This is a genomic window from Ruegeria marisflavi, assembly GCF_025673445.1.
GTDB classification, from domain to species: Bacteria; Pseudomonadota; Alphaproteobacteria; order Rhodobacterales; family Rhodobacteraceae; genus Ruegeria_B; species Ruegeria_B marisflavi.
Genome location: NZ_JAOVQN010000003.1, coordinates 1 through 15,410 on the forward strand (window position 1 = coordinate 1; position 15,410 = coordinate 15,410).

Here is a 15,410-nt window from a genome sequence, read left to right on the forward strand (position 1 = left end):
AACATAACAACAGCGTGGGTCAGATCTCGGTGACAATTTTGGCGGTTGCCGGGTCAAATCTCAGTGGCAATCAACACTGTACCGGCAAGAAGACCGACCTGGCCGGGATGGCGCGGGCGGCGGGCTGCGATAATGTCGTTATCGTTCAGGACGTTGACACCGGCCCGGCGCTGCAAGCGGCGATCGAGGGCGGGCAGGCGACGGTGCTGGTGGTGAAATGCGACAGCGGCAATGCCAAGATGACGGTCATCACCATGGACCCCGTCATCATCCGAGACAGATTCATGAAAGCGGTGGCAAGCTGATGGTCGCCAACGCCATCCATTCAGCCGCCGACGCCCGCCGATTGGCACGGCGCCGACTGCCATGGATGTTGTTCGACTATATCGACGGCGCCGCAGGCCAGGAAACCGGGGCCGCGCGCAATCGGGCGGCCCTTGACGCGGTCACGCTGCGTCCCCGTATCCTGAAGGATGTCAGTCAACGCTCACTGGCCACTACTGTTCTAGGCGCATCGGCGGAACGTCCCTTTGGCATTGCGCCTATGGGGATGTGCAACCTGTCGCGTCCGGGCGCGGATCTGATGCTGGCTCGGCTGGCCGCAAGGTACCGTGTCCCGCATGGTGTCTCCACCGTGGCTTCGACCCCGATGGAGAAAATCATCGAAAAGGCTGAAGGGTATGCCTGGTTTCAACTCTATTTCAGTGGGGATGGCAAAGGCACATTCAAACTTGTCGAACGGGCAAAAGCGGCCGGGTACAAGACCCTTGTCCTGACTGTCGACGTGCCAGAAGTGGGACGCCGCCCACGCAAGTTGCGGCATAGATTCAAGATGCCATTCCGTATCGGGCCACGCCAGTTTGTGGATTTCGCCCTGCACCCGCGATGGTCACTTGCAACGCTCTTCAGGGGCAAGCCGCAGATGGCGAATTTCGAAATGGACGGGTTTGAATTCGACCGGACCGAGACGCGCGCCAATCTGACCTGGGATATCCTCAAAAGGTTGCGTGATGCATGGCCCGGGACTTTGGTGGTCAAGGGCGTCCTGGATGTCGAGGACGCCAAGGGGTTGGTGATGGCCGGGGTCGACGCAATACAGGTGTCCAGCCATGGTACAAGGCAACTGGAAAGCGCGCCCGCGCCAATTGATGTGCTGGCGGAGATCCCTGGCGCGTTGGGACCCGACTATCCGATCTACTACGATAGCGGTATCCGGTCCGGAGAGGATGTTCTCAAGGCACTGGCACGGGGGGCGAATTTTGCCTTTGTCGGGCGTATTCTACAATACGCCATTGCCGCTGCGGGCGAAGCCGGGTTGCACACCATGTGGACGATACTCAGCGAAGAGCTGAGTCTCGCGATGGCTCAGATCGGGGTCACTTCGATCCGCGAGGCCTGCGAGCAGGCCCGACCGCTGCCGTAACCACAGAGAGTGTCGGTCGCCATTGTGATGCGATCAAGTTCTTGCTGGTCAGATTCCGACCGGACCACCGTTTCCAGTTTACTCAGCAGCGATCTTGATGACCGGCTCCATTTCGGCAAAAGCGTCCGCTGACAGATGGCACTTGATCTGGTGACCGTCCTCCAGGGTCTTGACCGGCGGCACTTCGCGTTCGCAAAGTCCGCCTTCAACCTTGGACTTCCACCGGCAGCGGGTCTGGAACGGGCAGCCGGGCGGCGGGTTCATGGCCGAAGGAATGTCGCCGTCCAGAACGATATGCTTCTTCTGCACGCTGGTATCGGCAATCGGCACCGCGCTCAGCAGCGCCTCGGTATAGGGGTGATAGGGCGGGCTGAACACCTGGTCGGTGGTGCCAAGCTCCACCACATGGCCCAGATACATCACCATCACCCGGTCGCTGAGATAGCGCACGATCGACAGGTCGTGGCTGATGAACAGCAGCGTCGTTTTCTGCTCGCGCTGAATCTCCATCAGCAGGTCGGTCACAGCCGCCTGCACCGACACATCCAGCGCCGAGACCGGTTCGTCCGCCACCACGATGCGGGCACCGCCGGCAAAGGCGCGGGCGATGCCGACGCGTTGTTTCTGGCCGCCCGACAGCTGTCGCGGCATCCTCTCGGCAAAGGCGCGGGGCAGTTTCACCAGATCGAGCAGTTCCAGCATCCGCTGCTGGCGCTCGCCATCGGTCTTGCCGATGCCAAAGATTTCGAGCGCGCGGATGATCTGGCGGCCCACGGTCATCGAAGGGTTGAGCGTGTCGAACGGGTTCTGGAACACCATCTGCACGTCCGAGACGGTCTTGGTGTCGCGCGCCTCGATCGGGATCTGTTCTATGCTGCGGTTGTCCAGCAGGATGTGGCCGTCAGTGGCGGTCTCGAGCCCCATCAGCACCTTGGCAAAGGTGGACTTGCCGCAGCCGCTTTCGCCAACGATTGCCAGCGTTTCGGATTCGCGTGCCTCGAATGACAAGGTCTCGTTGGCCTTGACCACCTTCTTCTCGCCGCCGCCGAACAGGGCATTGGCCGAGACCTCGTAATACTTCTTGAGGTTGTCCATCTTCAGAACCACCTCGCCGATCTCGCCCTTTTCCTTTTGTGCCGCGAGGGTGATCGGCGCGTTCCAGTCGATCTCGCGGAACTTCAGGCACCGGGTGTGGTGGCGGTCGTTGCCCGGCACCGCCTCCATCAGGATATCCTGCGCGTCACAGCGCCCGGCCTCGAAATAGTCACAGCGCGGACCAAAGTTGCAGCCGGGCGGGCGCTCGTGGGGCAGGGGGAAGTTGCCAGGAATGGCCACCAGCGGGCGGCTGTTCTTGTCGGCGCCCGGCAGCGGGATCGAGCGGAACAGCGCCTGGGTATAGGGGTGCTGCATCTCGTCGAAGACATCCTTGATCGAGCCGCGCTCCACCGCTTCGCCGGAATACATCACGCAAAGCCTGTCACAGGTCTCCAGCACCAGGCCCAGATTGTGACTGATGAACAGCATCGAGGTGCCGTATTTCTTACCCAGGTCCTTGACCAGCTCGACCACCGCGGCCTCGACCGTCACGTCCAGAGCTGTGGTCGGTTCGTCCAGGATCAGCAGCGCCGGTTTCGACATCAGCGCCATGGCGATGACGATGCGCTGCTGTTGGCCGCCTGACAGCTGGTGTGGATAGCTGTTCAGCATCCGCTCCGGATCGGGCAGGCGCACGTCTGTTACCACTTCGAGCGCGCGTTTACGCGCCTCTTCCTTACTGACCCCCTCATGGATCATCGGAACTTCCATCAATTGTCTGCCGATCTTCATCGCCGGATTGAGGCTCGCCATCGGCTCCTGATAGATCATCGCGATCTCGTTGCCGCGAATGTCGCGCAGCTCGTCGGCACTCATCTGCGCCAGATCACGGCCCTTGAACTTGATGGTGCCGCCCACGATACGACCGTTCTTGCCCAGGTCCTGCATCACCCCCAGTGCCACAGTGGACTTGCCGCAACCGCTTTCGCCGACCAAACCCACCGCCTCGCCGGGCTGTACGGTGACCGAGAAATCCATCACTGCGGGGATTTCCCGCAGCCGGGTGAAAAAGGAAATCGACAGCTTGTCGATCTCCAGGATCGGCCCGTCATATTCCGCCAGTTTCGACATTATGCATCTCCCTGTTGGAGCGTGGGCCGTTTTGACCCCTTGTTCTTCATTTCGCCCGAAATACTTCGGGGGGTCCGGGGGGCTGGCCCCCCGGCCGTGTTCACGTCAGTCCTTCAGGCTTTCCTCGCGCAGCCCGTCCGCCAGGAGGTTCAGACCCAGAACCAGCGACAGCAGCGCCAATGCCGGTGGCAGGGCTGGGTGCAGGTAGATCGACAACAGCTTGCGGCCCTCGTTGATCGTGCTGCCCCAGTCCGGGCTTTCCGGCGGCAGACCCAGGCCAAAGAAGCCCAGGGTACCCAAAAGGATCGTGGTATAGCCGATCCGCAGACAGAAATCGACGATCAGCGGCCCGCGCGCATTGGGCAGGATCTCCCACAGCATGATGTACCAGGGGCCCTCGCCGCGGGTCTGGGCGGCGGCCACATAGTCGCGCGTCTTGATGTCCATCGCCAGGCCCCGCACGATACGGAACACCGTGGGCGAATTGACGAAGACTACCGAGACAAAGACCACCAGTATGCCGCCCGGAATGTCGAACGGGTCAAGCACCGAGGGCAGGCCGGGAATGCTGCGTACCAGATAGCCGCCTTCTGAAATCAGTGCCAGATAGAGCCACAGCGCGAACCCCAGCACCCCGATCAGCAGCGGCGTACGGAACGCAGGCTGAGTGCGGTAACGCGAGTTCAGCAGCACGCCCAGGAAAATGATCGGGAACATGAACAGCACGATGGCCATCATAGTGGGCAGGCCGGTGGCTACGATCTCGGGTGTGACCAGCAGGTAGAACAGCAGGATGACCGGAAAGGCTAGAATCAGGTTGGCGAGGAAGGACAGGAACGTGTCCAGCCGACCGCCGTAATACCCGGCGGGCAGGCCCAGCGTGATCCCGACCATGAAGGCGAAAAGCGTGGCCAGCGGTGCGATCTGTACGACGATCCAGGCGCCCTTGACCACTCGGCTGAATACGTCACGCGCCAAGTTGTCGCCGCCCAGCAGATACCAGGCGTATTCGCCTGCCTCGGCGCCCGCCAGCGGCGTGCCGGGCAGCTTGTTCTTCATGCCCGAGACCTGGCTCAGCGGGTCATGGGTGATGATCAGGTCCATGGCGCCAAAGATGCCGACAAAGACCCAGAACATCACGAGGCCAAAGCCGATCATGCCGATGGGGCTGTCAAACAGCTTGCCATAAAGACCCAGCCGCCGCTTGAACGCGATCGACAGGGCAAAAAGCAGCAAGAGTGCGATCCAGACCGATGACAGCTGGTACAGCACGCGGATGATGATTTCGAATGTACCGAGAGGTTCCATGTCCCGTTCCTCCCTTACGAAATGCGGATGCGCGGGTTGAGGTAGACATAGCCGATATCCGAGATCAGCTGCGTGATCAGAACCACGAAGACCGAAACCACCGATACCGCCAGCAAGAGCTGGATGTCATTATTGCCCGCCGCCTCGACCAGAACCCAGCCGAAGCCTTTGTAGTTGAACAGGCTCTCGACGATGACGACACCGTTCAACAGCCAGGGGAATTGCAGCATGATCACCGTAAAGGGCGCGATCAGCGCGTTTCTGAGCGCGTGTTTGATCACGATATTTGGGAAAGACACGCCCTTGAGCCGTGCGGTGCGGATGTATTGCGCCGTCATCACCTCGGTCATCGAGGCGCGGGTCATCCGTGCGATATAGCCCATGCCATACAGCGCAATGGTCAGCACCGGCAGAAAGAAGTTCTCAAACGTCGGTTCTTCCATCGCTTGGGTCGCGGTGCCCTTGAACCATTTAAGCCCCACCGTTGAAGAGGTGAAGACCGCGATAAAAATCACGCCCGACACATATTCCGGTGTCGCGGTGCTGAGGATCGAGAAGGTGGAAAGCGAACGGTCCGTTCGCGATCCTTCGCGCATGCCCGCCAACACGCCCACCAACAGGGCCGAGGGCACCATCAGGATCATCACCCACATCATCAGGTAAAGCGTGTTGCCCAGCCGTTTCCAGATGATCTCGTCAACATCGGCCTTGAACCGGGTGGAGTAGCCCCAGTCGCCTTGAGCAATACCGCAGAACCGGGGTGTTTCCTCCTGGGTCACGCCGGGACGCACGCAGCTGCCTACGAATTGGCCGTCGTTCAGGGTCTTGGTAAAGCCCGGCACCACGCCCAGCCAGCGCCCGTATTTGGTGAGCAGCGGCTCGCTGTAGCCGCGATTGTCGAGCCAGGTCTGCACCTGCTCGTCGCTCATCCGCTGGTTGCCCTGGGTCTTCGCCAGTTTTTCCAGGTTGGGGTACAGGTTGGTCAGGAAGAAGACGATGAAGGTCAGGCATAATGCCGTCAACAGCATCACCCCAAACCGCCGGAGTATGAAAAGTCCCATATTAGCCCCTGTTGGTCAGGCTGGTCCGCAGCGGTTGCGCTCTTGGTTTCGGCGCCTGAATCCCACAAATCGCGTGGTGATGCTGCGGCTGGAGGAGCGCGCCCTTGGGCGCGCTCCGGTTTATTCCGGGTGTCGGCCGATCAGGCCGCCCAGCCCCACTTGTAGTGGTGATGTTCAAAGGAGATGTGCATGTCGGTGCCCACCAGACCCACTTTCATGTGGCGGTAAAGCGCGCGCCAATAGGGTTGGATGGTCACACCTTCCTCCTGGATCAGGGCCTCGCCCTTTGCCACAACCTCGCGCCGCTTGTCGGCATCTGCCAGCGCCAGCGCGTCCGACAGGATGGCGTCGAACTCGGGGTTGGCCCAGCCGAACTCGTTCCAGGCCTCGCCCGAGCGATAGGCCAACGCCCAGATCTGCACGCCCAGCGGACGGTGGTTCCAGTTGGTCGAGCTGAACGGATACTTCGTCCAGTCGTTCCAGAAGGTCGAGCCTGGCAGTACCGTCCGCTTGACCTTGAAGCCCGCGTCGCGAAGCTGGGCTGCCACGGCATCGGTGGTGTTGCGGCGCCAGTCGTCGTCGATGGAGACGATCTCGTGCTCGAAATCCATCATCCCGGCTTCTTCCATCAGTGCCTTGGCCGCGGCCGGATCGTGCTTGCGCGCGGGCAGGGCAGCGTATTCCGGGTGGCTCGGTCCGACATGGTGGTTTTCGGCCGGTGCGCCGCGCCCGCCATATCCCAATTCGAGGCAGATGGCGTTGTCCACTGCCATCGAGATGGCCTGGCGCACGCGCTTGTCGGCATAGGGTTTCTTGCCGTCGACCTCGGCCAGCTGGTTCGGGCGCACCACCACGGTGCTCATGGTCACCACTTCGGACTTGGCATAGCCAAGGCCATCCATCACGTCGATGAATTCACCGACGGATTCGTGCAGCATGTCGACTTCGTCGGATTCCAGCGCCGACAACCATGCCGATGGGTCGGTGCCGTAGTCGATATACTCGATCCGGTCGAGCGCCGGGCGGCCGAACACCGCTTCGCCCCACCAGCTGTGGTTCTCGTTACGCACCAAGACGCATTTCACACCCACTTCCAGCTCTTCGATCACATAGGGGCCGGTGCCCACATTGTTGGTCAGGTCGCTTTCGCTGAACGAGCTGTGTACGATAGCCGCAGGATAGTCAGACATGCCCGCGATCAGCGAGATGTCCGAATTCGGCAGATTCAGGCGCACGGTGTGGCTGTCGACCACTTCGATCGCGCCATCGAGCGCCTGACCGCTGTCGGCGTCGATCAGGGTGGCGAAACGACCCGCCATCGAGTTGGTTTCCGAGCTCTTGTCGCACCAGCGGGCGATGTTGCGCGCGACGTCATCGGCGGTGAAATCGTCTCCATTGTTCCACTTGACGCCTTTGCGGACGTTCAGGGTGTAGACGGTGGCGTCGTCGTTGATCTCCCAGCTTTCCAGCAGGATACCGCGGAAGGTCCCGTCCGAGTTGTACTCGACCAGATATTCCATCGTGCCGCGGGTCTCGTTACCCAGTTCGGACCAGTCATAGGTGCGCGGATCCTTCAGCTCGCGCACGCTCATCTGAACACGCAGCGTACCGCCTTGCTTGGCCTCGGCGGCGGCTGGCGTCGGAGCGGCCAGGCCAATCAGACCGTAGGCAGCAGCAGCGCTGACACCAAGACCGGTCGCGCGGGCGAGGAACTCGCGGCGGCTGAGTTTGCCATCGCGATACTCCTGCGCATGCATTTCCGCCGCCCAATGGGTGGACTGCGTGGTGTGAAGTTCGGTTTTCATGAAAGTCTCCCTGTGACTTCGTTCAGGTTCTGGAAGGTGTTGATCCAGAATGGCACCCGGCGCACCAATAGGACCGCCCTCAACTTGTGGAATTCTTGCGTCCCCATGGGGCCTATTCCGCAACAGAAATCACTTCACGTCAATGACTGGTTTCGTCACTTACTGATTAGAATGCGACATTGGGCCGTCGATTTCTGACCCTGAGAGCGCTAAAGTGGACAGAAGTGTACATTTCGTCATTTTGTCATGCGACGCAGATCGCGAGGGGATTGTCCGGTTTGTTGCCGGACGAAGCGGGAGAATGACTGGATACTGGAAAATCCAAGATCGCGCGCTATGTCGCCAATCGGTCGTTCTGTGCCGCAGATCAGGCTGCGCGCCGCATGTTCAATACGTCCCCACAAAAGATCGGAGGCCGTTCTGCCAGTTGACGCCTTGCAGGTTCGGGTCAGGTGTTCAGGCGTGACTCCAAGGGCGGCGGCATGCATCGAGACACCCTCACCGCTGTCAAAACTGGTGACCAAGCGTTCTGAGTATTTGCAGACGAGACGACGGGCAGGGGTCACGGGGCCGGTTGGAGCCGAAGCTACGGATTTCCGCAGCAGCCAGATGCCGACCAGACTGGCAATGGCGTTCACGGCCTGGGTCGCATAGTGCCGGTCGGCCAGTTGCTCTTGCCCGATTGCGTCCAGCAGACCGGTAAGCTCCGCTTGGCTGGAGGTGTCTCGTATTCTCAGATGCTTCGGCTTTTCAGGCAAAAGTGTCACGGATCCGAACGGTATTGACAGCGCCTGTCCCAAACAGCCCCTGCCGAGTTCGAGCATGAAGAGATGCCGGGCGGGAAGAAACAGCGCATTGTGCGCTCCAAAGCCCTCGCGTGCGCCACCCAGAACGCAAGTTCCTTGACCACGAGTAATCCAGATCAAGAGATGATGAGCCCGATCATGGGGGAGGCTGACCTGCCAAGCACCGCGCGCCGCCAGTTGCGCAAGGGTTTGTAGATGGCTTCGGTTAGTGGGTGGAGGAGCAAAAGCCATGACGGGCCTATTGTAACTTGTTGCAACTGGCCGGAAACTCATATCGGCACGGTCAAGTGGGTCCATTTGCCCATTCTTGCACGAAACCATGTGCGTTGGCGCTTGGCATATTGGCGGGTCGCCACGGTAGCCTTTTGGCGTGCTGTATCCAGAGAAATTTCTCCACGCAGATACGCGACAAGCTCCGGTACGCCGATTGCCTTGTAGGCGGGCAACGAGGGCGTGTAGCGATCGATGGTCGCTGTCACTTCTTCCAGAGCGCCTTGATCCAGCATCTGGTCGAAGCGGCGAGCTATTCTATCCCAAAGCCAAAACTTGTCGACCTCGAGCGCAAGGGGTACACAATCCCGCAATTCAAGCACAGGGGGCGGTGTCTCGGCCTGCCACAGGTGCAGGGCCCGGCCCGATGCGCGCTGAACCTCCCAGGCCCGCTGCACCCGAGCCCTGTTCATCAGGTCGAGGCCTGCGGCTGTTACCGGGTCGATCCCGGCCAAGAGCGTTTCCAAAGAAAGCGTATCTGCCTCGGCCCGTATCTCGGGTGGGGTCTCGGGTATGTTGGCCATGCCTTCGGTCAGCGCTGAAAAGTAGAGCCCGGTTCCTCCCACGATGATGGGTCTTTCCGCGCCAGCAAGTATCGCCGTCACGTCCCGCAGCCAATGGCCGGTCGAATAGGAAGTCTCGCAGGATACGTAGCCATAGAGCCTGTGTTGAACGCGTCTTTCGTCCTCTTCTGACGGCCGGGCGCTGATCACGCGCCAGCAGTCATAGACTTGGCTGGCATCGGCGTTGACGATTACCCCGCCGAAGCGTTCCGCGATTTCCATTGCCAATGCGGACTTTCCCGACGCGGTCGGGCCGGCCATCAATATCGGTGTACCGTCCGGAATCTCGGGCAATTGGTCGATCAGTTTAATGGTCGATGCGCGGCCTTTGTCGATCATTCTGTGTTTCCTGCCGCTACCTGCATTGAACCCTCTGTGTTTTTCCGTCATTTTGCGCCGGAAAAATAGACCTGTGCCACAGCGGAGCGCAACATGACCCTTTCCCCCACACCGGAAATCTCGGATACCAAGTACAAACGCGTGATGCTGAAGATCTCCGGTGAGGCATTGATGGGAGATCAGGGGTTTGGACTGCACCCCCCCACGGTTCAGCGTATCGCTCAGGAAGTTAAGTCCGTTCACGATCTTGGCGTAGAAATCTGCATGGTCATCGGCGGCGGAAACATCTTTCGCGGCCTGAGCGGCGCCGCGCAAGGCATGGAGCGGACCACGGCCGACTATATGGGGATGCTCGCGACGGTAATGAACGCTCTGGCAATGCAGGCCGCGCTGGAAAGCCTTTCGGTCTTTACCCGGGTCATCTCGGCGATTCCGATGGACCAGGTATGCGAGCCCTACATCCGTCGCCGCGCGGTGCGACACCTGGAGAAAAAGCGCGTCTGTATCTTTGCGGCCGGAACCGGAAACCCTTACTTCACGACCGATACTGCAGCCACGCTGCGGGCCAATGAAATGGGATGTCAGGCCATCTTCAAGGGTACGAAGGTCGATGGTGTCTATGACAAGGATCCGGTCAAGTTCGCAGACGCCAAGCGCTACGATACTGTCAGCTATGATGACGTACTGGCCAAACGTCTTGGTGTCATGGATGCGAGCGCGATTGCATTGGCGCGTGATAACAATCTGCCGATTATCGTCTTTTCACTGGATGAACCGGGCGGGTTCCGGGGTATCCTTGCCGGGCGGGGAACCTATACCAAGGTGCAGGGATAACTGGCACGTAAAGGTCCCAGAGCTGGGAACGTGATGGCACGTGTTCCAAACGGTCGGAGCCGTCGGAGCCTTCGAGGTGTTTCGACAGCCTTTCCATTTCTTGATCGCTATACATCTTGCCGGGGATGGCGTAAGACCCAATAAACAGGACCTCAAACAGAGGAGTGAGCAGCATGTCTGACGATTTCGAGCTGGACACCGATGATCTCAAGCGCCGTATGGAAGGCGCGATGCAAAACCTGAAGACCGAGTTCGCCTCGCTTCGCACCGGGCGCGCGTCCGGTGCGATGCTGGAGCCGATCCAGGTTGAGGCCTATGGTCAGATGACGCCGATCAATCAGGTCGGAACGATTAACGTGCCTGAACCACGGATGGTCACCATCAACGTCTGGGACAAGTCGATGGTCGGCAAGGTCGAGAAAGCTATTCGGGAGTCTGGTCTTGGTATCAATCCGCAGCTCAACGGAACGATCATCATGCTTCCGATCCCGGAATTGAACGAAGAGCGCCGCCGCGAATTGACAAAGGTCGCAGGCCAATATGCCGAACATGCCCGAGTTTCCATTCGCAACGTCCGCCGGGACGGTATGGATCAGATCAAGAAGGCCAAAGCCGACGGTATGTCCGAGGATGACCAAAAGTTCTGGGAAGCCGAAGTGCAAGAGTTGACGGACAAGATGATCAAAGGAGTCGATGCTGCGCTTGAGCACAAGCAAGCAGAGATCATGCAGGTTTGATTACTTTCATGCCGAGCGACCAGAAACCCGGAACCGAATCCTCTGGTCCGCGACACGTCGCCATAATCATGGATGGTAACGGCCGCTGGGCACAGGCCCGCGGTCGGCCGCGCCTGTTTGGACATCACGCCGGTGCCAAACGCGTACGTGAAGTGGTTGAGGCATGTCCAAGCCTAGGCATCAAATACCTGACGATCTTCGCCTTCTCGACCGAGAACTGGAAAAGAACCCAGGTCGAAGTAGCTGGGTTGATGAGCCTGTTTCGTCGCTATATCGCTAAGGAAACCCGGGCGCTGCATGCGCGCGGGGTGCGGGTACGCTTCATTGGTGATCGGGTGCGACTTGATGCCAAGCTGATCGCTCTGATGGACACTCTCGAAGAGCAGACCTGCGAAAACGATAGCGTGCATCTGACCATAGCGCTCAACTACGGCGGCCGCGACGAGGTGGCCCGTGCCACCCGCCGCTTGGCCCGTGACGTGGCCGAGGGCCGTCTGAAACCCGAGGAAGTGGATGAGGAGACGTTGCCGCGCTACCTTGACACAAGGGTGCTGCCAGATCCCGATCTGGTGATCCGCACCAGTGGAGAAGCGCGGATCTCGAACTTCCTGCTCTGGCAGTCGGCCTATTCCGAATACGAATTCATCGACACGCTGTGGCCTGATTTCACCGCCGACGAACTGGCCCGGCTGTGCCAAAGCTATGGGAGCCGCGACCGTAGGTTCGGCGCGGTCAAGGCATGAGCGAGGGGCGCTGGTCCGATCTGACAGCCCGCGTAGGCTCGGCCGTGGTGCTGGCGGGATGGGCCGGGATCGAGCTTTGGCTGGGCGGACTGTGGTTCGAAAGCTTCATCGCCATCGTCACAGGGCTGATGGTGTGGGAACTGATGCGGATGATCGCACCCGAGCGGAGCGGGCCGGCGATACAGATGGCGTTGCTCACGGGCTTTGCGGTCCTGCTCGCCTATCACCTGCCGCCGCTCTACAGCTTACCTGTACTGGTAGCCCCGGCTTTGGTGGGGGCCGGACAGGCAGGGCGGTACAAAGGACTCTACGCTGTTTTCGCGCTTTGGATCGCTTTTGCTGGTCTGGGCTTCATATGGATTCGCGAGGTCAAGGGCCTCGACTGGATGCTGTGGCTGATCCTGGTGGTGGTGGCCACTGACGTGGCGGGCTATTTCGTGGGAAAGCTGATCGGTGGGCCGAAATTCTGGCCGCGTGTCAGCCCGAAAAAGACCTGGTCGGGCACCGCGGGTGGCTGGGTCGCAGCGGCGTTGGTTGGGGGCGGATTCGCCTTTTACGCTGGGCTGGGGGCGGGGATTCTGATCCTGTCGGTGCTGGCCTCGATGGCGAGCCAGGCGGGTGATTTCGCCGAAAGCGCGCTAAAACGCAGAATGGGGGTCAAGGACAGTTCCAACCTGATCCCTGGCCATGGCGGTTTTCTCGACCGGTTCGACGGGATGATGGGGGCTGCGGTCTTTGTGCTGCTTGTCGGACTGCTGCGCGCGCTTTGGGGGGCCTGATGACCGCTGCAACTCCGCGCAGGGTCTCGATTTTCGGGGCCACTGGGTCCATCGGGCAGAACACGATCGACCTGATCGCACGTGATCCGGATGCCTATGACGTAGTGGCGTTGAGCGGCGGCGCCAATATAGCGCAGTTGGCCGAGGATGCGCGGAGGCTGCGCGCCGATGTTGCGGTGACCGCCTTTCCCGAAAAGCTGCATGATCTGCGCGCCGCGCTTGCGGGCAGCGGGGTCGAGGCGGCAGCGGGGTCCGCGGCGCTGGTTGAAGCTGCCGCGCGCCCGGCGGATTGGGTGATGTCTGCCATCGTGGGCGCGGCGGGGCTGGCGCCGGGGCTGGCGGCGCTCAAGCAGGGCGCCACCCTGGCGCTGGCCAACAAGGAAACGCTGGTTTGCGCCGGTCCGCTGGTGCTGGAGACCGCGCGACAGCATGGCGCCCGGCTCTTGCCGGTGGACAGCGAGCATTCGGCGGTGTTCCAGGCGCTGGTCGGCGAGGACATGGAGGCAGTCGAACGGATCGTCATCACCGCCTCGGGTGGGGCGTTCCGCGACTGGCCGCTGGAGCGGCTGGCCGGTGCCACTGCCGAAGAGGCCGCCCGGCACCCCAATTGGGACATGGGGCAGCGGATCACGATCGACAGTGCCTCGATGTTCAATAAGGCCTTGGAAATCATTGAGACACGGGAGTTTTTTGACGTTGACCCCGACAGGATTGAGGTCATTGTTCACCCTGAATCCATGGTCCACGCGCTGGTCGGGTTCCGCGATGGAGCGCTGATGGCGCATTTGGGCGCGCCCGACATGCGGCACGCGATCGGTTATGCGCTGCATTGGCCGGAACGGCGCGATCTGCCGGTGGCGCGGCTTGACCTCGCGGCGCTGGGGCAGCTCAACTTTCGCGCCCCTGACGATGCCCGCTATCCGGCCCTTCGGCTGGCGCGGCGGGTGATGGCGAGAGGCGGTTTGTCGGGCGCCGTATTCAACGCCGCCAAGGAACGCGCGCTGGATCACTTTATCGCGGGGCATATCGGTTTTCTCGACATCGCGCGATTGGTCGAGGCGGTGTTGGACCGGTTTGAGTCCGATCCGGGTCTTATTGACGCCCCAATGACCCTTGATACTGTGACACAAACAGACCATCTGGCCCGTCAGAGGGTGGACGCGGCCATGGCACAACGAGCAGGGTAGAGACTTTGGATATTCTGGGCTTGATTCCGCAATTTGGTGGATTGCTGTACACGATTGCGGCCTTCGTCGCGGCACTATCCGTTATCGTCGCGGTGCATGAATATGGTCACTACATCGTCGGCCGCTGGTCGGGCATCCATGCCGAGGTGTTCTCCATCGGTTTCGGCCCGGTCTTGTGGAGCCGGATCGACCGGCGCGGAACCCGCTGGCAGATTGCGGCACTTCCTTTCGGAGGCTACGTCAAGTTCATGGGCGATGCCAACGCGGCATCCGGCAAGGACGGCGAAACCATGGCCGAAATCTATCGCCGAAACCCCCACGATCTGCGCCGTACTATGCATGGCGCGCCGCTCTGGGCCCGTGCCGCGACCGTCGCCGCCGGTCCGGTGTTCAATTTTGTCATGTCGATTCTGGTTTTCTCTGCGATCTTTTTGGCCCGCGGTGTTCCCGTCGAACCGCTGACAGTGGGCGAAACGCAGAATTACCCCGGGATCGAAAGCGGATTACGTGCCGGCGACAGGATCGTGTCGATTGCAGGACAAGTTCCGCCCGATGCAAACGCGTCTCCTGGTTGGGACACATTTGAAGGGCTTCTTCCGCTGGAGAGCCCGCTGGACTACAAGGTTGAACGCGACGGTGTCGAGGTGCTCGTCCCAGGTCCGCATTTCTACCCGGCTGTGGTTGGCTCGGTGATTCCGCGCAGTGCGGCGCAGGATGCGGGGCTGCGCCCCGACGATGTGATTGCAGCCATAGATGGGACACCGATTGTTGCCTTTCGTCAGTTAAAGGAGACGGTCGAGGGATCAGAGGGCAAACCTTTGGTTTTGGACGTTTGGCGGGGCGACGAGACCTTGCAGTTGCTACTTGTGCCGCGCAGAACCGACTCACCTAAGCCCGAAGGGGGGTACGAGACGAACTGGCGGATTGGCGTTGCCAGTGGACAGGCTTTCGAGCCGGCAACTACAACACCCGGTGTGGGTGCGGCACTGGTGGCTGGAGTCGAAGGTACCTACAACATCGTTCAGTCGTCGCTGTCCGGTCTTTGGCATATGATTGCCGGTCAGATTTCGACCTGCAACATCTCCGGACCGATCGGCATCGCACAAGCCTCGGGGGCCGTTGCCAGCCAGGGGGCGCAAAGTTTTATCGCTTTCATCGCGGTGCTGTCCACGGCAGTGGGGTTGTTGAATTTGTTCCCGATACCGGCACTGGATGGTGGGCACCTGATGTTTTACGCCTACGAGGCGGTGGCGGGAAAACCCCCCAGCGACAACGTGTTGAGGGTACTGATGGGAATCGGCATAACCCTGATCCTCTCGTTGATGCTGTTCTCGCTTAGCAACGATTTGTTCTGCTAGGGACACGCAGCGTCGAAAGATGTTATTCTGA

Annotated in this window: 13 protein-coding genes and 1 pseudogene; 8 read left to right on the forward strand and 6 right to left on the reverse strand. The window is 60.6% G+C overall.

Going from position 1 to position 15,410, the window contains the following annotated elements:
* Positions 1 to 305: pseudogene (locus OEZ49_RS03770) on the forward strand (sulfopyruvate decarboxylase subunit beta); the annotation flags it as partial.
* Positions 305 to 1,423 carry an alpha-hydroxy acid oxidase gene (locus OEZ49_RS03775; RefSeq protein ID WP_263387078.1) on the forward strand — a complete coding sequence of 373 codons (1,119 nt, stop codon included), beginning with the start codon at positions 305 to 307 and terminating at the stop codon, positions 1,421 to 1,423. The pseudogene OEZ49_RS03770 and the gene OEZ49_RS03775, both read left to right, overlap by 1 nt.
* Before the next feature lie 78 nt (positions 1,424 to 1,501).
* Here the strand turns inward: OEZ49_RS03775 and OEZ49_RS03780 are convergent, their stop codons facing one another.
* The 6 genes from OEZ49_RS03780 to miaA form a co-directional block, all read right to left on the reverse strand.
* A complete protein-coding gene (locus OEZ49_RS03780; RefSeq protein WP_164126828.1) occupies positions 1,502 to 3,589 on the reverse strand; it encodes a dipeptide ABC transporter ATP-binding protein in 2,088 nt (695 codons plus the stop codon).
* 105 nt (positions 3,590 to 3,694) lie between these two features.
* The gene (locus OEZ49_RS03785; RefSeq protein ID WP_263387079.1) at positions 3,695 to 4,897 is read right to left on the reverse strand and encodes an ABC transporter permease; all 1,203 of its coding nucleotides are present in this window, start codon (positions 4,895 to 4,897) and stop codon (positions 3,695 to 3,697) included.
* A gap of 14 nt (positions 4,898 to 4,911) precedes the next feature.
* Positions 4,912 to 5,958 carry an ABC transporter permease gene (locus OEZ49_RS03790; protein WP_164126824.1) on the reverse strand — a complete coding sequence of 349 codons (1,047 nt, stop codon included), beginning with the start codon at positions 5,956 to 5,958 and terminating at the stop codon, positions 4,912 to 4,914.
* Positions 5,959 to 6,098: 140 nt separating this feature from the next.
* Positions 6,099 to 7,763, reverse strand: a complete 1,665-nt coding sequence (locus OEZ49_RS03795; RefSeq protein WP_263387080.1) for an ABC transporter substrate-binding protein — start codon at positions 7,761 to 7,763, stop codon at positions 6,099 to 6,101.
* Between the two features lie 236 nt (positions 7,764 to 7,999).
* Positions 8,000 to 8,866, reverse strand: a complete 867-nt coding sequence (locus OEZ49_RS03800; RefSeq protein ID WP_263387081.1) for a helix-turn-helix transcriptional regulator — start codon at positions 8,864 to 8,866, stop codon at positions 8,000 to 8,002.
* Positions 8,839 to 9,741: a tRNA (adenosine(37)-N6)-dimethylallyltransferase MiaA gene (miaA, locus tag OEZ49_RS03805; protein WP_263387082.1), complete on the reverse strand. Its 903-nt coding sequence runs from the start codon at positions 9,739 to 9,741 to the stop codon at positions 8,839 to 8,841. Before miaA ends, OEZ49_RS03800 begins: the two co-directional genes overlap by 28 nt.
* Before the next feature lie 93 nt (positions 9,742 to 9,834).
* Between miaA and pyrH the strand changes: the two genes are divergently transcribed.
* The 6 genes from pyrH (at position 9,835) to rseP (ending at position 15,379) form a co-directional block, all read left to right on the forward strand.
* Positions 9,835 to 10,575 (forward strand): UMP kinase, encoded by a 741-nt coding sequence (pyrH, locus tag OEZ49_RS03810; RefSeq protein WP_263387083.1) that lies wholly within the window; start codon positions 9,835 to 9,837, stop codon positions 10,573 to 10,575.
* Between the two features lie 173 nt (positions 10,576 to 10,748).
* Positions 10,749 to 11,312 (forward strand): ribosome recycling factor, encoded by a 564-nt coding sequence (gene frr / locus OEZ49_RS03815; protein WP_263387084.1) that lies wholly within the window; start codon positions 10,749 to 10,751, stop codon positions 11,310 to 11,312.
* Positions 11,313 to 11,320: 8 nt separating this feature from the next.
* The gene (locus OEZ49_RS03820) at positions 11,321 to 12,055 is read left to right on the forward strand and encodes an isoprenyl transferase (RefSeq protein WP_263387085.1); all 735 of its coding nucleotides are present in this window, start codon (positions 11,321 to 11,323) and stop codon (positions 12,053 to 12,055) included.
* A complete protein-coding gene (locus OEZ49_RS03825) occupies positions 12,052 to 12,834 on the forward strand; it encodes a phosphatidate cytidylyltransferase (protein WP_263387086.1) in 783 nt (260 codons plus the stop codon). The genes OEZ49_RS03820 and OEZ49_RS03825 overlap by 4 nt, the downstream gene beginning before the upstream one ends.
* Positions 12,834 to 14,021 carry a 1-deoxy-D-xylulose-5-phosphate reductoisomerase gene (dxr, locus tag OEZ49_RS03830; RefSeq protein WP_263387087.1) on the forward strand — a complete coding sequence of 396 codons (1,188 nt, stop codon included), beginning with the start codon at positions 12,834 to 12,836 and terminating at the stop codon, positions 14,019 to 14,021. Before OEZ49_RS03825 ends, dxr begins: the two co-directional genes overlap by 1 nt.
* Before the next feature lie 5 nt (positions 14,022 to 14,026).
* Positions 14,027 to 15,379 (forward strand): RIP metalloprotease RseP, encoded by a 1,353-nt coding sequence (gene rseP / locus OEZ49_RS03835; RefSeq protein ID WP_263387088.1) that lies wholly within the window; start codon positions 14,027 to 14,029, stop codon positions 15,377 to 15,379.
* Positions 15,380 to 15,410: the final 31 nt, after the last annotated feature.